This window comes from Streptomyces sp. NPDC030165, assembly GCF_055573595.1.
In genome coordinates, this window is sequence record NZ_JBVIBD010000009.1 from 337,540 (window position 1) to 356,579 (window position 19,040).

The window sequence follows — 19,040 nt, forward strand, 5'->3', positions numbered from 1 at the left end:
GGCGGTCCGGGACCGCGGTGGTGGGGGGCCGGTCCGGCCTGGGCTACAGCTCGTGACTGTGGTCGTCGTCGACGGGGAGCAGGCGGCGCCGGTCGACCGTCTCCGCCATCGCCTCGATGGTCGAGTGCTCGAAGAACAGCGCGACCGGCAGGTCGGCGCCGCAGTACCGGACGAGTTCGTTGCGTACGGCCAGGAGCTTCAGCGAGGTTCCGCCGGTGTCGAAGAACTTCTCGCGCATACCGAACTCCAGGCGCCCCAGTACCTCGCACCAGATGCGGTGGACGGCGCGTTCGGTCGCGGTGCGCGGGCCGCGGTCGGCGGGCGGGCGGACGCGGTCCGGCGCGGGCAGGGCGGCCCGGTCGACCGTGCCCTGCGGGGTCAGGGGCAGCGTGGCGAGCGGCACGATCGCGGCCGGGACGAGGTGGCCGGGCAGGATGCGGGCGACGTGGTCGCGCAGGAGCTGCGGGTCCGCGTCCGGGACGGGTCCGCGGCCGTCCCGCTCCTCGGGGACGACGTAGCCGATGAGCTGCCGGCCGCCGGCGCCGTCCTCGCGGGCGGTCACCGCGGCCCGGGCCACCGCCGGGTGTGCGGCGAGGGCCGCCTCGGTCGCGGCCGGCTCGACGCGCGGCGAGCGGCTTCCGGTCCGGCCGCCGGCCCGGCCGAGGAGCTCCAGTTCCCCGTCGGCGGTCCACCGCACGAGGTCGCCGGTGCGGTACATCCGTCCGCCGTACGGGCAGGCCACGAAGCGTGCCGCGGTCGCGGCCGGCCGGTTCACGTAGCCGCGGGCCAGTCCGGTGCCGGCGGTGTACAGCTCGCCGGTCACCCCGGCCGGTACCGGCCGCAGGAAGCGGTCGAGCACGAACACCCGGACGGTGCCGACCGGGCGGCCGATCGAGGGCGGCCGGTCCCGGGGGCCGGTGCCCGGGGCCACCCGCGCGGCCGTACTGATCATGGTGGTCTCGGGGCTGCCGTGGGTGTGCCACACCCGCGCCCGCCCCGCCCACCGGCTCGCCGTTCCCGTGGCCGGCCGCTCGCCGCTCACGACGAGGTTCCGTACCCTCGGCAGGGCCGCCGGGTCGAGGTCCCCCAGCCGGGACGGGGTCAGGCTCACCGTGCTCGCGCCGCGGTACGCTGCCGACGCGGCCAGCGCCTCCGGATCGTTCCGCTCCCGCTCGGTGGCGATCGCCAGAGTGCCGCCGGCGGCCAGCGTGACCGCCGTGTCCAGCAGCGCCGTACCGGAGTCGAACGGCGCGAGCTGGAGCGTGGCCACGCCCTCGCCCGCGCCCAGCACCGGCCGCAGCGCTTCGGCGAGATGCACCACGGCGTCGTGCGGCACCGCCACGCCCGCTGTCTCCGCCGGACGGAGCACACACGCCAACTGGCCGCGCACGGTACGGGCTTCCAGCGGCGCGGCGGACTCGGACCCGATGGCCTCCGCCGCCTCGTCCAGCGCCACCGCGAGCGCCGGCCCCGGCGGCAGGCCGGTCAGTGTGGCGGCCGTGCCGAGGACGACGGCCGCGCCACTGTCGGCGGCCAGGCGGGCGAGCCGGTCCGCAGGGAGCCGCGGGTCCAGTGGTACGTACGCGCCGCCGGCCCTCCACACGGCCAGGAGGCCCGCGATCAGGTGCACCCCGCGTGGCAGGCACAGTCCCACCAGGGTCTCCCGGTTCACCCCGCAGCCGGCCAGGTGTCGCGCCAGCCGGTTGGCGCGCGCGTCCAGTTCGGCGTACGACACGGCTTCGGGACCGCAGCGGACCGCCACCGCGTCCGGGGTCCGCGCCGCCTGCGCCTGGAAGAGGTCCGCCGCGGTGCCCTCCGGGACCGGCCGCGCGGTGCCGTTCCACCCGTCCACGACCAGGTGCCGTTCGGTCTCGTCCAGCAGGTCGAGATCGCCGGTCCGTACCCGCGGATCGTCCGCGACCTGCTCCAGTACGCGCACCAGGCGGTCGGCGACGGCCCGTACGGTGTCCTCGTCGAACAGGTCGGTGGCGTACTCCAGGTGGCAGGCGAGGCCCGCCGGAGCGCCGTCCGCGTCGTGCTGCTCGTGCATCAGGACCGACAGGTCGAACCGCGCCGACGCGGCCGCGCACGGCTCGGGCGCGGCGGTCAGCCCGGCGAAGGAGAACGCGGCGCCGGGGGCGTTCTGGAAGGCGAACCCGAGCGGCAGCAGCGCCTGCCGGGACAGCGACCGGCCGGGGTCGAGCACCTCCACCAGGCGGTCGAAGGGCAGGTCCTGGTGGGTGTAGGCGGCCAGGTCGGCTTCGCGTACGCGTGCCACCAGCTCGGCGAACGCCGGATTGCCGCTGACGTCCGTGCGCAGGACCAGGGTGTTGAGGAAGCAGCCCACCAGGTCGTCGAGGGCTTCGTCGACCCGGCCCGCGACCGGCACGCCGAAGGGGATGTCGTCGCCCGCGCCGAGCCGGGAGAACAGTGCCGCCGTCGCCGCCTGCGTCACCATCGACAGGGTCGCGCCGCAGTCCCGGGCGATCTCCAGCAGCCGCTGGTGGGTCCGGGCCGGGGCGGCCGTCGCCACCGTCCGGCCGCGGTGGGTCGCGACCGCCGGGCGCGGCCGGTCGGCGGGCAGGTCCAGTTCGTCCGGCAGGTCCGTGAGTGCCGCGGTCCAGTACGCCAGTTGGCTGCCGAACAGGCTCTCCGGGTTGTCCTCGTCCTTCAGGAGCTCCCGCTGCCACAGGGTGAAGTCCGCGTACTGCACGGGCAGGGGCGCCCAGTCGGGCGCGCGTCCTTCGGCGCGCGCCGTGTACGCCGCCGACAGGTCGCGGGTGAGGACGCCCAGCGACCAGCCGTCGGCGGCGATGTGGTGCAGCACGACGAGCAGGACGTGCTCGCCGGGCCCGGTCGCGAACAGGGTGACGCGCCACGGCGGCGCGGCCTCCAGGTCGAATTTCCGGCCCGCCTCGGTGGCGAGGGCGTCCTGCAGCCGCTCCTCGGCCACGTCCACCGTCGGCACCCGTACGGCGACATCGTCCAGAACCTTCTGGTACGGCGCTCCGCCGGCCTCCCCGTAGACCGTACGCAGCACCTCGTGCCGCCCGGCCGTGTCACGCCAGGCGGCCTCCAGGGCGGCCGCGTCCAGGGCGCCGCCGAGCCGCAGGCACAGTGTGATGTTGTTGCTGCTGTCCGGGCCCTCCAGCCGGTCGAGGAACCACATCCGCTGCTGAGCGGAGGACATCGGCAGCGGCGTGGGCCGCGCGGCCCCGGCCACCGCCGGCCGTGCCGCGCCGAGCCGGTCCAGCCGCCGGGCCAGCAGGGCCGGGGTCGGGCACTCGAAGAGCATCCGGTTGGAGACCTCGACGCCCAGTACCGTGCGGATCCGGCTCACCAGCCGGGTCGCCAGCAGCGAATCGCCGCCGAGCCGCACGAAACTGTCGTCGGCGCGCACCCGGGGAGCTTCCAGCACCTGGGCGAACAGGGAGCAGAGGATCTCCTCCTGGAGCGTGGCCGCCGGGCCGCCGGTGGCCGCCGTGGCCGGGTCGGGGGCGGGCAGCGCGGCCCGGTCGACCTTGCCGTTCGGGGTCAGCGGGAACCGTTCCATGACGACGGTTACCGACGGCCGCAGGTATTCCGGCAGGCGGTCGGCCGCGAACCGCCGGACGGCGTCCGCGACCGGCGCCCCCGGGTGCGCGGGCACGACGTACGCGACCAGCCGCTTGTGCCCGGGGGTGTCCTCCCGTACGGTCACTGCCGCCTGGGCGACCTCGGGGCAGCGGGCCAGGACGGCGGCCGTCTCGTCCGGTTCGACGCGGTAGCCGCGGATCTTGACCTGGTGGTCGGTACGGCCGAGGAACTCCAGATGCCCGTCCGTGTTCCAGCGGACGAGATCGCCCGTACGGTACATGCGTCCGCCGTAGGGGCAGGCGACGAACCGTTCCGCGGTGAGCGCGGGCCGGTTCAGGTAGCCCCGCGCGAGGCCGAGGCCGGAGAGGTACAGCTCACCCGGGACACCGGGCGGCACCGGCCGCAGCATCCCGTCCAGGACGTACAGGCGGACACCGGCGCGCGGCCCGCCCAGCGGCAGCGTGTCCGGCACCCGGGCGCCCGCCCGCAGGGTGTGCACGGTCGCGCACAGGGTGGCCTCCGTCGGCCCGTACAGATGGCGGATCTCCAGGTCAGGGCAGGCGCGGACGACACGTGCCACGGCTTCGGCGGGCACCACGTCGCCGCCGGTGAGCACATGCCGCAGACCGGCCAGGCACTCGGGGGTCTCCTGCGCCAGTGCCCGGAACAGACCGGCCGTCAGGTGGACGGAGGTCAGCCCGGCGCCGGCGACCAGGGACGTCAGCAGATCGGAGTCGGCGACGCCCTCGGGGGCCACGACGACACAGCCGCCGTTCAGCAGAGGCACCCAGACCTCCAGGAGGGAGGCGTCGAAGGTGTGCGGGGCATGGAAGAGCATCCGGCCGGTGGCGCACCCGCCCCAGCAGGGATCCGCCGCCAGCGCCGCGACGCTTCCGTGGGTCGCCGTCACGCCCTTGGGCACCCCGGTGGACCCGGAGGTGTACATCACGGAGAACGCCGAGTCCGCCGTCACCGCGGCCGGCACGGGTCCCGCGCCCGGGAAGCAGAGCGCTTCCTCCAGGGCGTCCTCGGTCACCTCGAAAGCCGGTACCGCGTTCCCGGTCATCAGGGCGGTACGCCTCACCGGGCCGCCCGGGTCGACGGGCACGTACGCCGCGCCCGCCTTCAGGGCGCCGAGGAGCACGGCCGGCAGTTCCGGGGACCGGGGCAGCCGCACCGCCACCCGGTCCCCCTCGCGCACCCCGCGGGACCGCAGGAACCGGGCGACGGCGTCCGCCCGGCCGTCCAGCTCCCCGTACGTCACAACGGCGTCCCCGTCCACGACCGCGGCCTGGTCCCGGCAGCGCTGCACCACCCGCGCGAACGCGCCGGTCACCGTCTCCCCCGCCGTCCCGGGCGGCCCCACGTTCACCCCCGAGGTCAGCCGCTCCCGTTCGCCGCCCAGCAGGGCGTCGGTCTCCGACGGCCGGACCGGGGCGTCCCCCACCAGCTGCTCCAGCACCCGCACCAGGCGGCCCGCCACGGCCTCGGCCGCGTCCCGGCCGAACAGGTCCGGCCGGTAGGTGAGCAGGAAGTCGTCGGACAGCGCGTTGAGGACGAGGGGGTAGTGGGCCGCGGCCCGGCCGGTGATCCGGTCGAGCCGGACGCCGCCGCCGAGGTCCCGGGCCGGCAGCGCGCGCGGCAGGTTCTGGCAGACCACCAGCGTGTCGAACAGCTCGCGTACGCCCACGAGTTGGTGCAACTCCCCCAGGCCGATGTGCTCGTGGGCGAGAAGCGCTCCCTGCTCGCGGACCAGCCGGTGCAAGAAACCGTCCAGCGGCTCCCGCTCGCCCCACCGCACCCGTACGGGCAGCGTGTTGATGAACATCCCGACCATGCTCTCGACGCCCGGCACGTCCGGCGGCCGGCCGGAGGTCGTCGTGCCGAACACCACGTCGTCGCGCCCGGTCAGCCTGCCGAGCAGGATGCCCCACGCGGCACGCACCAGCGTGCTCACCGTCACGCCGAGAGTACGCGCCCGGCGCTCCAGTCCGGCGCTCAGCGCCGCGCCCACACCGACCGGGATCTCGACGGGGTCCGCCGGCGCGCGGGCCCCCTGGGCGCCCGCGACCAGCGTGGGCCGTACGTCCGCGAGCGCCTGCCGCCAGGCCGCGAGGGCGGCGTCCCGGTCCTGCGCGGCCAGCCAGGACATGTAGGCGGCGTACGGCGTCACGGGCGGCAGACAGGCAGTGTCCCCCGCGTGCTCGTACAGCGTGGCCCATTCGTCCAGGAGGGTCGCGAGCGACCAGCCGTCACAGAGAATGTGGTGCAGCCCCAGCAGAATGCGGTACCGGCCGGCAGCACGCCGTAGCACCGTTACCCGTATCAGCGGGGAGACGGCGAGATCAAAACGGCGCAGCCATTCACGGTCGGCCACCTCACGCAGCCGGGATTCGCCCGCCGTGCTCAGGTCGATTTCCGTCCAGGGAATGTCCACCGCGCGCAGCACGCACTGCACGGTTTCGCCGGACTCCAGTGTCCGGAATCCCGCCCGCAGGGGCGCGTGCCTGCGGGTGAGCTGCTGAAGGGTGGAGCGCAGCAGGTCCGTGTCGACCGGTCCGGTGAAATCCAGGGCGGTTTGACTGCGGTAGATATCGGTGGCCTGCGGATCGTATCCGGCATGGAAGAACATGCCTTTCTGTATGGCCGTCAGCGGCCATATGTCAGCCAATTCGGGCTTTCCCATGGGCGCGGCCCCCGCATCACTCAGCGTCCGCTCAGCACGACATGCCGGTCATGTTATCCAGCTCCGTGCCGCGAAAGGGCACGTCCAACTGTGCAATTCCCGGGTGTAATCGGTGTGTTCGGGTCGGCCGTCCAGGGCCACGGCGGCGCGGGTGCGCGGCGCCGCCGGCCCGGGGGCGATGCTCCCCTGCTGGTGGCTGCCGCACCGTACGCAGGTCAGGACGCGGCGCAGCGGCCGGGGCGGTGGCCACCCGGCGGCCGGCGGAGGCGGGAACGTGAGGCGCCCGCGCCCGCCGGCCGGCCGCCTCACCGGGCTCTCGCGGGTGCCACGGTGACGCCGTAGAGCCGGATCTTGCGGTAGATGGTGGCGCGGGAGATGCCCAGTTGCCGGGCCGCCGCGTCGCGGTTGCCCGCGGCGTCGTGCAACGCCCTTACGATCGCGTCGCGTTCGGCGGTCTCCCAGGGGGTGAGGGTGCGGCGGCAGGAACTGTGGCACTCCGGTGCGAGATCGTGCGGCCGCAGGTCGGCCTGTCGTCGCCCGCGTGCCGCCTGCTGGAGCACCCGGCTCAGGTGCCGTACGTTGCCCGGCCAGTCGAAGCGGGTGAGGACCTGCATCGCCGCCGGGGTGCAGGACACGGTGCCGCCACGGCCGTGCCGGGCCAGCAGCGCCGGGACGAGGTCGCGGATGTCCTCGGGCCGGTAACGCAGCGGCGCCACCGCCACCGTGCACGGGAAGACGGCACCGTCCAGCGCCGGGGGCGCGGCGCCCGCCGGGGCGGCCGGCGGGACGGGCCCCTGCCCGGGGACCGTGTACAGGCCGACCACCCACGGGCCGGCGCCACGGTTGCGCCGCGCCCCCGCGAGCAGCGTCTCCAGCCGGTACATCAACTCCCGGCCCGCCACTTCCAGATGCTGGAGCACCACCGTGCCGTCCTCGTCCCGGAGCGCCTCTTCGGCGCGGGTCAGGACGTCCGGGGTGCGCCGGTCCGCCGTCAGGTCCACGAGGTGCAGCCGGCTGCGGGGCCGTACCCAGTGGTGGGCGGCGCGGACCAGCGCCAGCTTGCCGACCCCCGCCTCGCCCACCACACGGGTCGGCAGCCGCTGCCGGCAGGCGGACGCGACGTCCCGGCTCGCGGCACGCCAGGACGGCGAGCTTCCGGCCAGGCCCGGCAGGAGCACCGGCAGCGGCGCCGGGGACGGCTGCGGCCCGGTCCGGGTGCCGGGCGTCCGGTCCTCCGCGACGGGAGCGCCCCGGCCCTCCGGCACCGTCATGCCGACGACACAGCCGGCCGGTCGCTCGGGCGGGCCGACCAGGGTGCAGCGGACCCGTACGTCGGCGCCGGAGGCCAGCCGCAGTGACACGTCGACGCGCTGCCTGCGGCTGCCCGCCGGGGCGGCCAGCAGGTCGGCGGCGAGCGCGCCCACCTGGCGCAGGTCCTGCGGCTCCAGGAGGCGGACCGCCTCGGTGTTGGCCGTGCGCAGAGCGGGCGTCACCAGCAGCACCGGGCCGCTGGTGCGCCGGCCGGCGGCGAGGAACGCGTCCAGGGCCGCGCGCTCGTCGCCGGAGTACCGGTCCAGCAGCCGCTCCTCGATGTCGGCGGCGGCCTGCCGTACCACCGCGGCCATCAGCGGGGAGGCGTCCTGCCGCAGGCACGTCAGGTTGACGACACCTTCCTGCCGGCCGGTGAGCGGGTTGCGTACGGGGATGCCGGCGCACGCGGCGTGTTGCAGCGGCTCGGCGAAGTGCTCGGCGCCGAAGACGGCGCTCAGGCGCCGCTCGGCCAGCGCGGTGCCGATGCCGTTGGTGCCGACGGCCTCCTCCGCGTAGCTGAAGCCCGGGGCCAGGTGCACCCGGTCCATCAGTCGGACGACGGCGGGGTCGCCGCCCCGGCGGGTCAGGACCCGGGCCGCGGCGTCCGCGAGGACCACGCCGGCCGTGCAGTCGGCGAGGAGCTGTTCGACGCGGTCCAGGACCGGCGCCGCGGCGGACAGCAAGCGGCTGTCCCAGTCGATGTGTTGCTCGACGTGCGGGACGTGCAGCCGGTCGGCGTCGACCGCGTGCAGGCGGCAGCGTCTCCAGGAGGAGAGGACGGCGTCCCTGGCCCGGGGGTACGCCGCTGCCGCCGTCGCCTCCGGGGCACCGCTCAGCATCCGCTCGCGTGCCCGCATGACCGCCTGTTCGGGGAAGTCCCGGAAATCCATGGTTGCAGACATGCCCCGGGCGCCGAACCGCGATCCCCGCGGGCGGACCCAATCGCACCACCGGGTACGGCACTCCCCCGCCACAGGCCGAAAGACCGCCGGGAGCAGGGCAGTTGCCGCCGTACCGTCTCAGAGTGAGACAGCACGCCCGTCGGCGGCGTGCTGTGATTCCGCGTACGGCCGGACTCCTTCGAGCGCCGTACGATGACGGAACCCGCACCCCACTCACGCGTCCGGGGCCGGTCACGCACCGGCCCGACGGGGAACGGCCGGGCGGCCGCGGCGGCTTGCCGTATCCCGACGTCCACCTGAGGACCGCCCACCCGAGCAGGCCGCAGGAGCCGACCGTGACGCTGTGCTGGAACGGACGCCCCATCACCCCCGACGCGAGCCGGCCCGTGGACCGGTACCCGGTGCGGCCGGCCGAGGCGAACCGGTGCGCGCCGGCCGGCCTCTACGCGTCGCTGGACATGCTGGAGAACCTGATCGGCCAGATCCGCCTGAGCGAGGCCCGCGCAGGGGCGCTCACCCGTGTGCCGGCCGGATGTCAGTCCCGGCCCGAGCGCAGCTCGCTCCAGTCCAGCAGTTCGTCGGCCTCGCGCTCCGTCTCCTTGGCCAGCTGGCGGACTTGAGCCAGTACATCGCCGTGCTCCTCGATGAGGCTTTCGTAGATCGGTGGGCCGGCGGGCAGGCGGGCAGCGGTCATGTGGGGTCAGTCCTCGAACCATTCAGCCGCACCGTCCCCCGCCCGCGGCGAGGGTGCTGATGCGGAAATTACAACGACGCCGGAACTGCGGGCGGAGCGCGTGTCAGGCGGCGAGGAGGGAGTCCTCCCGCACGCCCGTGCCGGGCAGCCGGTGCCTGGCCGCGACCAGTGCCGCATCAACATCCTTCGTTCCGGTGGAAATGCACAGCGAGTAGGCGAGATCGTCCATCCGCCTGCGCAGCTCAGGACTGCCGTCCTCAGCACGCAGCACCCGCAATGTCTCGTACTGCTCGACGAGGTTACCCAACACCACCGGGTGCGCCAACAACATCCTTTTCCCCTTTCATCACATGATCACCTTCGCTGGACAGCGGCAGCTACCCGTTCCACGGGACTCCATGCGCCACAGAGATTGAGATACATCACACGCGCACAGCACACGCCCTGCCCCGCGCGCCCCGCACACCGGACGTGCCGCACCCGCGATGCCGGCTCCGGACGCGGGCAACAGGAAGGGAGCTCGGACATGCGCATCGACCTCTCCGGCCGGACGGCCGTGGTGACGGGTTCTTCCCAGGGCATCGGCCACACCATCGCGACCGGCCTCGCGCGGGCGGGCGCGGACGTCGTGCTGACGGGACGCCACTCCGGACGACTCGACGAGGCCGCCGCACAGCTGCGGCAAGCGGTGCCCGGCGCCACGGTGTCCGGCGTGACCGCCGATCTCGCCACCGAGGCCGGCGCGCGGGACCTCCTCGCGGCCGTACCGCACACCGACATCCTCGTGAACAACCTCGGCACCTTCGGCTCGCGCCCGGCCCTGGAGATCACGGACGACGAGTGGCGCGACTACTTCGAGACCAACGTGCTCAGCGCCGTCCGCCTGATCCGGCAGCACCTGCCGGGCATGAAGGAGCACGGCCGGGGACGCGTACAGAACATCGTCAGCGACTCCGCGGTCGCGGTCCCCACCGAGATGATTCATTACGGCATGTCCAAGACGTCCCTGCCGGCCGTGTCGCGCGGCTTCGCCAAGGAGCTCGCCGGGTCGGGCGTCACCGTCAACTCCGTGATCGCCGGGCCGACGCACACCGGCGGCGTGGAGGACTTCGTATACCAGTTGGTCGACCGCGATCTTCCGTGGGACGCTGCCCAGCGCGAATTCATGCGGCTGCACCGCCCGCAGTCGTTGCTGCAGCGCCTCATCGAGCCCGAGGAGATCGCCAACATGGTCGTGTACCTCAGCTCGCCGCAGGCGTCGGCGACCACGGGCGGCGCGCTGCGCGTCGACGGCGGGTACGTGGACTCGATCCTGCCCTAGGGCATTTCTGATCGATCTCCGACGCCGCCGGTTTTCCCGCCACCACCGAGAGATGAGCGTTGCACATGCCCGACACCAGCCACGATCAGCGCCACGGCAACGAGAACGACGGCGCCGGGAGCGGGTTCGCCGGCCGGCTCCGCGAGCGGGCCGCGGTGCTCGCCACCCTCGACCCCGAGGAGCCGCTGGACGACCTGGAGCCGCTGCGGGAGCTCATCGGTGACGCCCGCGTCGTCGCGCTCGGCGAGAACTCCCATTTCATCCGGGAGTTCGGCCTGGCCCGCGAACGTGTGCTGCGCTTTCTCGTCCAGCGCTGCGGTTTCACCGCACTGGCCTTCGAGTTCGGCTTCAGCGAAGGCTTCGCGCTGGACGCGTGGGTCCAAGGGGAGGGCGACGAGGAGGACTTCGGGCGGCAGACCGCGGCGAACATCCCGATCGGACTGTCCGGCCCGCTGCACTGGCTGCGCCGCTACAACCGGACCGCGACCCTGCCCGTACGGTTCGCCGGTGTCGACGTGCCCGAGGCAGGGGGCTCGCTGCTTCCGGCCCTGGCGCCGGTGGCCGAGTACCTCCGCGAGGTCGATCCGGAGGGCCTGCCGCTCGTGCGGGAGGCCATGAAGACCGCCGAGCGGTTCGGCGGCGCCTCCATGGCGCTCGCCGCACCCGCCTGGGCCCGGCTGGGCACCGACGAACAGGACGCCCTCAGTGCGCGGCTGGTGCGCCTGCGTACCCGGCTGCGTGCCATGGAACCGCTGTACGTCGAGCGCGGCGGCCGGTCCGCGTACGACATCGCGCTGCACCGCACCGAGGCGGCGTGCCACACCGACCACCAGTTCCGGGCCATGGCCGCGCTGTACGCGGGCGACACCTCACCGGCCGACACCTCGGCCCGTGAGGTGTTCATGGCCGACTCGGTCCGGTGGCTCCTGGACCGCTCCGCGCCCGCTACGCGGGTCGTGCTGCCCGCGCACAACGCCCACATCCAGCGGACGACGGTCTCGTTCGACGGCCGTCTCACATCGCTGCCCATGGGCCTGCACCTGAGCCACGCCCTGGGCGGGGACTACTTCGCCCTCGCCATGACCGGCGTGGGCGGCCGTACCGCCGAGATGCACCTGGACGAGCACGCCGCCTTCGGCTTCCGCGTCGAGGACACCGCGCTCGGCGCGCCGGAGCCCGGAAGCGTCGAGGCCGCCGTCGTGGCCGCGGGGCTGGACTCGGACATCAGCCTCGCCGGGCTGCGGGGGCTGCGGGGCACGGGCGTCTCCGGCGGCCCGGACCGTATCCGTATGCAGAGCGGCTATCTGCACACCCCCGTGGCCGAAGCCTTCGACGGCATCCTGAGCGTCCCGGCCTCCACCGTCGTCGACGACCTCGGGTTCTGAGCACCGCCCGCCGCGCATCCGGCCCGCCCCGCCCGTTGCCGGGACAGCGGCCGGGCGCGGGCGGCACAGTGGAAGCCGGTGGCCCGCGCGGGGCTCGCCGGGGAGTGAGGCCGTCATGGCGTACCGACTGGTGGTGGCACGTGAGGCGCGGAGCCGGCTGAACGCCCTGCGCCGCGACGACGAGCGGGCGGCCCGGCTCGTCGGAGAGGCGGTCACCGCGCTGCTGGACCAGGGCCTGCGGCTGGGGACTCCCCTGCTGGTCCCGGTCGGCGCCGCCCTGCGGGCGGGCGAGCCGCGGGAGGCCCTGGACCACTGGTACCAGCGGCAGCTCACGCTGCTGCTGAAGGTCCGGCGGGCGGTGGCCGACGCGGCGCTGTCGCGTCGGCAACTCGACCGGGCGATCAGCGAGTTGGGGCGGCGTGCCCGACGGCTGGCCGACCTGGGGGCGCGGGCCGCCGCTTCGGGCCGCGAGGATCTCGCGCGGGAGGCGAAGGAGCACTGGTCGGCGGTACGCCACCAGCAGCTGCTGCTCGGCGAGTCGCGTGCCGAGGTCTGCGGGCGGGAGGCCGCGCTTCTCGGGATCAGCCGCCGGGTGCAGAACCAGGCCGACATCTTCCGGTCCCGGAGAGCGGGGGTGGCGGCGGTCCTGCGGGCCGGGCACGCCCAGCAGGGGGCGCACGCGGCGTGCGCCGAGGTGGAGGGAGCGGCCGGTGAGGACGGGGCTTCGTGCGCTGCTGCGGACGGCGCGGTGGTCGCGGCCCGTGCCGCGGCCTGCGCCATGATCGCCGAGGCCGAACGGCTGGAGCGCGAGGTGCAGGAGCCGCTGAGAGCACTGCCGCCGGCAATCGAACTGTACGAGCTGCGGCTCGGCACACTGACGGGCCGTGACGTGCGGGCCCTGTGCACCATCGAGGCCGGGGAGGCCGCCGGAGGTACGGGGCTCAGCTGCCCCGGGGCGCCCGGTGAGGCAGTGGTGCTGCTCGCCGTGGCCGTGGACCGGGTTCAGTGGTGGGACTGGTATGCGTACGCCCTGCCGCTGGCCCGTACCCGCATGGCCCGGCGGGCGTTGCTGGGCCGGAAGCCCGGCGCGGAGGACGACGCCTTCTTCGAGGGCCCCGCCTTCCTCCGCGACTGGTACCCCGGCGGGGACGAGGAACGGTACAGCGGCGCGGCCCTGCTCGTGGCGCGGAACCGTGGGCAGCGGCTGGCGTCGGTGCGCCGCCGCCGGGGGCTGACGCAGACGCAGCTCGCCGTACGGATGGGGGTGCCGGCCGCCCGCGTGGCGGCGGTCGAGGAGGGCGAACCCGGCGCTGTGGAGGTGCGTACGCTCGCGGCCTACATCGCGGCCCTGGGCGGGCGGCTGGAGATCGTCGCGGATTTCGACACCGAGCGGCTGGTCCTGGGCTGAGGTCCGGGCGGCGGGGCGTCCGCCTGTCGGTGCCGGCGTCTGCGCGTACCGGAGAACGGGCCCGCCGAGGAGGCGAACGGGCAGCGCCGTGGTGCCGCGGCCCGTGACGGCGCGGTGCGAGCGGGCCGAAGCGGGCGGGTTTCCCTCCATGACGGGCAGCGGAACGCGCTCTTGTGCTTGCTATAAACCTGGTGCCGGGCAGAAACGGGCAGGACGATGACCGAACGGAACGCCGTGGAACCGAGGGAACCGAGCAGGAGTGCGCCGTGAGAGCCGAGGAACGCCAGCACCGCATCCTCGTACTGGCCCGCCAGGCCGGCCGGGTGGACGTCACGGACGTCGCCGGGGAGTTCGGGGTGGCGCGCGAGACTGTACGGCGGGACCTGAGCGAGCTGGAGCGGCGCGGTCTGGTCCGGCGTACGCACGGGGCCGCGTACCCGGTGGAGAGCGCTGGTTTCGAGACGACGCTGGCGCGGCGTGAGACCCAGCAGGTGGCGGAGAAGCGGCGGATCGCGGCGGCGGCCGTGCAGCTCGTCGGCGAGGCCGAGACCGTGTTCGTCGACGAGGGGTACACGCCGGAGCTGCTGGCGATGCTGCTGCCCACCGACCGGCCGCTGACGGTGGTGACCTCCTCGCTGCGCACCGCGTCGCTGGTCTCCGCGTCCGACACGACCACCGTGCTGCTGCTCGGCGGGCGGGTGCGGTCCGGTACGCAGGCGGCGGTGGGGTCCTGGGCGCGGGACATGCTCGCCGGGTTCGTCATCGACCTGGCGTTCCTCGGGGCGAACGGGGTGTCGCGGGAACACGGCCTGACCACCCCGGACCCGGCCGTCGCCGATGTGAAGGCGCAGGCCGTGCGGTCGTCGCGGCGGCGGGTGCTGATCGGGGTGCACAGCAAGTTCGGGGCGAGCAGTTTCTGCCGGTTCGCCGCCGTGCGGGACCTGGACACGATCGTCACGGACACCGGGCTCTCCGCTCCGGAGGCGCACCGGTACACCCTGCTGGGCCCGCAGGTCCTGCGGGTCTGAGGACTGCGCGCACCGCGCGCGAGGAGCACACGCCCGTACGACATGGCGTGACCACGTGAAAACGGCGTGACCACCCGGAGAACGGGCCGCACAGGAATCGGCGTGCGGTCCGCGGTCCGCCGTGCCCGCGACCCGTACCACCCGGGCCGCACGGACCGGTGAATTCCCGGACAGGTGCCAGCAGTTACCACCCGTTGTCAGTGCATTCCAACGCATCCCAGCAGAGAGGTGTCGAGCCGTGCGAGCACGATCTCCCGGGAGGACCGCTCCCCCGCGGCGGTCCGCCCCGCGTACGAGGAGGCGAGGCCCACTCGGCCTGGCTGCCGCCGTGGTGACCGTCTCCCTGACCCTCGGTGGCTGTTACCGGGGCGCCGGTGCCCTCGGCAACGAGGGACGGGACACGATCAACGTCCTGATGGTCAACAACCCGCAGATGGCGGACCTGCAACGGCTGACCGCCGAGCACTTCACCGCGCGCACCGGCATCAAGGTCAACTACACCGTGCTGCCGGAGGACGACCTGCGCGACAAGATGAGCCAGGACTTCTCCAGCCAGGCCGGCCAGTACGACGTGGCCAGCCTCAGCAACTACGAGACGCCCATCTACGCCCGCAACGGCTGGCTGGCCCCGCTCGGCGGCCGGGCCGCGCGGGACACCGGCTTCGACCAGGCGGACCTGCTCGCCCCCGTACGGAAGTCGCTGACCGCCGCCGACGGGAAGGTCTACGCGCAGCCGTTCTACGGGGAGTCGTCGTTCCTGATGTACCGCAAGGACGTGCTGCGGGACCTGGGGCTGACGATGCCCGCGAAGCCCACCTGGCAGCAGGTCGCGGCGCTCGCGGCGAAGCTCGACGGCGCGCGCCCGGGCATGAAGGGCATCTGCCTGCGCGGCCAGCCCGGCTGGGGACAGCTCGCGGCACCGCTGACCTCTGTGGTGAACACCTTCGGCGGCACCTGGTTCACCAAGGACTGGCAGGCCCGGGTGAACAGCCCGGAGTTCATCGCCGCCACCCGCTTCTACGTCGGCCTGCTGCGGACGCACGGGCAGGCGGGCGCCCCGCAGGCCGGGTACACGGAGTGCCTGAACGACATGCAGCAGGGCAAGGTCGCCATGTGGTACGACGCGACGGCCGGCGCCGGGTCGCTGGAGAGCGGCGACTCCAAGGTCGCCGGGAAGGTCGGCTACGCGCCCGCGCCGGTCGAGCGGACGGCGAGTTCGGGCTGGCTCTACACCTGGGCATGGGGCGTGCAGAAGGCGAGCACCCACCAGGACGCGGCCTGGAAGTTCATCTCCTGGGCCTCCGGCAAGGACTACGAGCGGCTGGTGGGTGAGCGGCTGGGCTGGTCGAAGGTCCCGGCCGGCAAGCGCGCCTCCACCTACCGCGACCCCGACTACCTGCGGGCCTCCGGAGCGTTCGCCGCGGCGACGGAGCACGCGATCACCTCGGCCCGGCCCGACGACCCCGGAGTGCAGCCGCGGCCCGCGCCCGGCATCCAGTTCGTCGGCATCCCCGAGTTCTCCGACCTGGGCACCAAGGTCTCCCACGAGGTCAGTTCGGCGATCGCGGGACGGCAGAGCGTCGCCGAGGCGCTCGACAAGAGCCAGCGGCTGGCGGAGGAGGTGGCCCGTGCCTACGCAGAGCGTTGAGACACGGAAGGAGCCGGGTGGCCGGGGCGGCGGCACACGCCGGCCCGGCAGCGCCGCACAGCGGCGCGGGGGCGTACGGACCGCCCGGCGCGCCGCGGGCTGGGCCCGGCGCGCCCCGCTGCTGCCCGCCCTGGTCTTCCTGATCGTGGTGACCCAGCTGCCCTTCGTCGCCACCGTCGTCATCTCCTTCACCCGGTGGAACGCGCTGGCACCCGACAACCGGGGCTTCGCCGCCCTCGACAACTACAAGGCCGTCTTCACCGACCCCGCGATGCGCTCGGCCATCTGGACCACGGTCCTGCTGACCGTGACCGTCGTCCTGGTCAGCCTCGTCCTGGGGCTGGGTCTGGCGCTGCTGCTGGACCGTAGGTTCTGGGGGCGCGGCGTCGTCCGTACGCTGCTGATCACCCCGTTCCTGGTCGTGCCGGCCGCCGCCGCGCTGCTGTGGAAGCACGCGCTCTACAACGCCTCGTACGGGCTGGTCAACGGCACGCTGACCTGGATATGGAAGCTGTCCGGCAGCGCGGACCCGCCGCAGCCGGACTGGATGACGGCCTCGCCGCTGGCGGCAGTCGAGGTGGCGCTGATCTGGCAGTGGACGCCGTTCATGATGCTGATCCTGCTGGCCGGGCTGCAGAGCCGGCCCGCCGACGCGATCGAGGCGGCCCGCGTCGACGGTGCCTCCACCTTCGACGTGTTCCGCTACCTCACCCTCCCCCACCTGCGCCGCTACCTGGAGCTGGCCGCGCTGCTCGGCACCGTCCACGTGGTGCAGAACTTCGACGCGGTGTTCACCATCACCTCGGGCGGCCTGGGCACGGCCAACCTCCCGTACACCATCTACCAGACCTTCTACCAGGCCCATGACTACGGACGGGCCTCCGCACAGGGCGTCGTGGTCGTCGTCTGCTCCCTGCTGGTGGCGACCTTCGCGCTGCGCACCGTCTCGTCCCTGCTCCGTGAGGAGGTCACCCGATGAGCGCGAGCACGGTACGGGCCGCCACGCCCGCCGTACGGCGCCGACGGCGCACCGGGAGCCTGCTGGGCCTGGCCGCCTGGCTGTGCGGCATCGCCTTCTTCCTGCCGGTGGCGTGGATGGTGCTCACCTCCTTCCACAGCGAGGCGGACGCGGCCGCCAACCCGCCGAGCGTCGGTGCCGGGCTGACGCTGCACGGTTACCGCGAGTTCTTCGGCGCGGGCACCGGGATCAGCCCCTGGCCGCCGCTGATCAACTCGCTGACGGCCTCGGTGGCGTCCACGCTGCTGGTGCTGGCGCTCGCCGTCCCGGCGGCGTACGCGCTCTCCATCAAGCCGGTGCGCAAGTGGAGCGACGTGCTCTTCTTCTTCCTGTCCACCAAGATGCTGCCGCTGGTGGCCGGACTGCTGCCGGTCTACCTGATCGCCCAGAACACCCGGATGCTGGACAGCATCTGGCTGCTCGTCATCCTCTACACCTCGATGAACCTGCCGATCGCGGTGTGGATGATGCGGTCCTTCCTGGCCGAGGTGCCGGTGGAGATGCTGGAGGCGGCTTCCATCGACGGTGCCGGGCTGCCGACGACGCTGGTGCGCATCGTCGCGCCGGTCGCCCTGCCCGGCATCGCGGCCACCGCGCTGATCTCCTTCATCTTCAGCTGGAACGAGCTGCTGTTCGCCCGGGTGCTCACCGGCATCGTCGCCGGGACCTCACCGGTCTTCCTGACCGGGTTCGTGACCAGCCAGGGCCTGTTCCTGGCCAAGGTGTGCGCCGCCGCCACCGTCATCTCCCTGCCGGTGCTCGCCGCCGGGTTCGCCGCCCAGGACAAGCTTGTCCAGGGCCTCTCCCTAGGAGCCGTGAAATGAAGGCCGCAGTCATCAGTGCCCCGGGCCGTGTCGAGGTCACCACCGTCGACGATCCGGCGCCCGGCCCCTCGGAGGTCGTCGTCTCCGTCGCGGGCTGCGGGCTGTGCGGCACCGACCTGCACATCCTGCGGGGCGAGTTCGCCCCGACGCTGCCCGTCGTGCCCGGCCACGAGTTCGCCGGCACCGTCGTCGCCACCGGCCGCGAGGTCACCGGATTGGCCGTGGGCGACCGGGTCGCCGTCGACCCCTCCCTGTACTGCTACGCGTGCCACTACTGCCGTATCGGCCGCAACAACCTGTGCGAACGGTGGGCCGCCATCGGGGTGACCACGGCGGGCGGAGCCGCCGAGTACGCCGTCGCCCCGGCCGCGAACTGCGTCAAGCTGCCCGAGCACGTACGGACCGAGGACGCGGCACTGATCGAACCGCTCTCCTGCGCCGTACGGGGCTACGACATCCTGCGCTCCCGGCAGCTCGGCACCCACGTACTGATCTACGGTTCCGGCACGATGGGCCTGATGATGCTCGAACTCGCCAAGCGCACCGGGGCGGCGGGCGTCGACGTGATCGACGTCAACCCGCAGCGGCTGGCCACCGCCCGGCAGCTGGGCTGTGGCAACGCGGCCGCCTCGGCCGACGAGCTGGACCGGCCGCGCGGCTGGGACGTGGTCATCGACGCCACCGGCAACGAGCGCGCCATCCAGGACGCGCTGGGCCGCGTCGGCAAGGGCGGTACGTTCCTCCAGTTCGGCGTCTCCGACTACGCGGCGCGCGCCGTGATCGAGCCGTACCGGATCTACAACCAGGAGATCACCATCACCGGTTCGATGGCGGTCCTGCACAGCTACGAACGGGCCGCCGAACTCTTCGCCGCCGGCGTCCTGGACCCGGAGGTCTTCATCAGCGACCGGCTGCCCCTGGACCGGTACGCGCAGGCGATGGACCGCTTCCAGGCGGGACAGGGGCGGAAGATCCAGGTCACGCCCTAGGAGCTGTCTTCAAATGTCACGCCCACATCAGGAGCGATGCGAGGGTGACGGCTGCTTGGTAGGACTCGGCGGTCTTGTCGTAGCGGGTGGCGATGCCGCGCCACTGCTTCAGGCGGTTGAAGCAGCGTTCGACCACGTTGCGCCGTTTGTAGAGGTGCTGGTCGAAGGCCGGTGGGCGCCCGCCGCGGCTGCCGCGCCGGAGCCGGTTGCGGATCTGGTCGGATCGCTGCGGGATGGTGTGGGCGATACC

At 73.5% G+C, this 19,040-nt stretch carries 13 protein-coding genes; 8 read left to right on the forward strand and 5 right to left on the reverse strand.

Annotated features, from left to right (window positions below; translation table 11 throughout):
- Positions 1-43: 43 nt before the first annotated feature.
- The 4 genes from ACZ4Z1_RS19740 to ACZ4Z1_RS19755 form a co-directional block, all read right to left on the reverse strand.
- Positions 44-6,208, reverse strand: a complete 6,165-nt coding sequence (locus ACZ4Z1_RS19740) for an amino acid adenylation domain-containing protein (protein ID WP_468487865.1) — start codon at positions 6,206-6,208, stop codon at positions 44-46.
- Between the two features lie 359 nt (positions 6,209-6,567).
- Positions 6,568-8,475 (reverse strand): sigma-54-dependent Fis family transcriptional regulator, encoded by a 1,908-nt coding sequence (locus tag ACZ4Z1_RS19745; protein ID WP_468487866.1) that lies wholly within the window; start codon positions 8,473-8,475, stop codon positions 6,568-6,570.
- 535 nt (positions 8,476-9,010) lie between these two features.
- A complete protein-coding gene (locus ACZ4Z1_RS19750) occupies positions 9,011-9,169 on the reverse strand; it encodes a hypothetical protein (RefSeq protein WP_468487867.1) in 159 nt (52 codons plus the stop codon).
- Between the two features lie 103 nt (positions 9,170-9,272).
- A complete protein-coding gene (locus tag ACZ4Z1_RS19755) occupies positions 9,273-9,500 on the reverse strand; it encodes a DUF5133 domain-containing protein (RefSeq protein ID WP_398350909.1) in 228 nt (75 codons plus the stop codon).
- Positions 9,501-9,695: 195 nt separating this feature from the next.
- Between ACZ4Z1_RS19755 and ACZ4Z1_RS19760 the strand changes: the two genes are divergently transcribed.
- From ACZ4Z1_RS19760 to ACZ4Z1_RS19795, 8 genes are all read left to right on the forward strand, one after another.
- Positions 9,696-10,490, forward strand: a complete 795-nt coding sequence (locus tag ACZ4Z1_RS19760) for an SDR family NAD(P)-dependent oxidoreductase (protein WP_468487868.1) — start codon at positions 9,696-9,698, stop codon at positions 10,488-10,490.
- A 65-nt stretch (positions 10,491-10,555) separates the two neighbouring features.
- Positions 10,556-11,875, forward strand: coding sequence for an erythromycin esterase family protein (locus ACZ4Z1_RS19765; protein ID WP_468487869.1), 1,320 nt, complete (start codon positions 10,556-10,558; stop codon positions 11,873-11,875).
- Between the two features lie 115 nt (positions 11,876-11,990).
- A complete protein-coding gene (locus ACZ4Z1_RS19770; RefSeq protein ID WP_468487870.1) occupies positions 11,991-13,283 on the forward strand; it encodes a helix-turn-helix domain-containing protein in 1,293 nt (430 codons plus the stop codon).
- A 266-nt stretch (positions 13,284-13,549) separates the two neighbouring features.
- Complete coding sequence (locus ACZ4Z1_RS19775) at positions 13,550-14,311, forward strand: DeoR/GlpR family DNA-binding transcription regulator (protein ID WP_073762659.1); 762 nt, start codon at positions 13,550-13,552, stop codon at positions 14,309-14,311.
- Positions 14,312-14,549: 238 nt separating this feature from the next.
- On the forward strand, positions 14,550-15,959 hold the full coding sequence (locus tag ACZ4Z1_RS19780; RefSeq protein WP_468487871.1) for an ABC transporter substrate-binding protein: 1,410 nt from the start codon (positions 14,550-14,552) through the stop codon (positions 15,957-15,959).
- On the forward strand, positions 15,940-16,938 hold the full coding sequence (locus ACZ4Z1_RS19785; RefSeq protein WP_468487872.1) for a carbohydrate ABC transporter permease: 999 nt from the start codon (positions 15,940-15,942) through the stop codon (positions 16,936-16,938). The genes ACZ4Z1_RS19780 and ACZ4Z1_RS19785 overlap by 20 nt, the downstream gene beginning before the upstream one ends.
- Complete coding sequence (locus ACZ4Z1_RS19790; protein ID WP_468487873.1) at positions 16,935-17,801, forward strand: carbohydrate ABC transporter permease; 867 nt, start codon at positions 16,935-16,937, stop codon at positions 17,799-17,801. The genes ACZ4Z1_RS19785 and ACZ4Z1_RS19790 overlap by 4 nt, the downstream gene beginning before the upstream one ends.
- The gene (locus ACZ4Z1_RS19795; protein ID WP_468487874.1) at positions 17,798-18,790 is read left to right on the forward strand and encodes a zinc-dependent alcohol dehydrogenase family protein; all 993 of its coding nucleotides are present in this window, start codon (positions 17,798-17,800) and stop codon (positions 18,788-18,790) included. The genes ACZ4Z1_RS19790 and ACZ4Z1_RS19795 overlap by 4 nt, the downstream gene beginning before the upstream one ends.
- 16 nt (positions 18,791-18,806) lie before the next feature.
- On the opposite strand, the gene ACZ4Z1_RS19800 is transcribed toward ACZ4Z1_RS19795, so the two are convergent.
- Positions 18,807-19,040: transposase (locus ACZ4Z1_RS19800; protein WP_468487875.1), on the reverse strand; the 234-nt coding region annotated here is incomplete at its 5' end.

Bases quoted from the DNA above. Each gene is read 5' to 3' on its own strand.
- ACZ4Z1_RS19745 (WP_468487866.1), bottom strand. From the start codon at position 8,475: ATGTCTGCAACCATGGATTTCCGGGACTTCCCCGAACAGGCGGTCATG.
- ACZ4Z1_RS19760 (WP_468487868.1), top strand. From the start codon at position 9,696: ATGCGCATCGACCTCTCCGGCCGGACGGCCGTGGTGACGGGTTCTTCC.
- ACZ4Z1_RS19755 (WP_398350909.1), bottom strand. From the start codon at position 9,500: ATGTTGTTGGCGCACCCGGTGGTGTTGGGTAACCTCGTCGAGCAGTAC.
- ACZ4Z1_RS19770 (WP_468487870.1), top strand. From the start codon at position 11,991: ATGGCGTACCGACTGGTGGTGGCACGTGAGGCGCGGAGCCGGCTGAAC.
- ACZ4Z1_RS19790 (WP_468487873.1), top strand. From the start codon at position 16,935: ATGAGCGCGAGCACGGTACGGGCCGCCACGCCCGCCGTACGGCGCCGA.
- ACZ4Z1_RS19765 (WP_468487869.1), top strand. From the start codon at position 10,556: ATGCCCGACACCAGCCACGATCAGCGCCACGGCAACGAGAACGACGGC.
- ACZ4Z1_RS19740 (WP_468487865.1), bottom strand. From the start codon at position 6,208: ATGTTCTTCCATGCCGGATACGATCCGCAGGCCACCGATATCTACCGC.
- ACZ4Z1_RS19795 (WP_468487874.1), top strand. From the start codon at position 17,798: ATGAAGGCCGCAGTCATCAGTGCCCCGGGCCGTGTCGAGGTCACCACC.
- ACZ4Z1_RS19750 (WP_468487867.1), bottom strand. From the start codon at position 9,169: ATGACCGCTGCCCGCCTGCCCGCCGGCCCACCGATCTACGAAAGCCTC.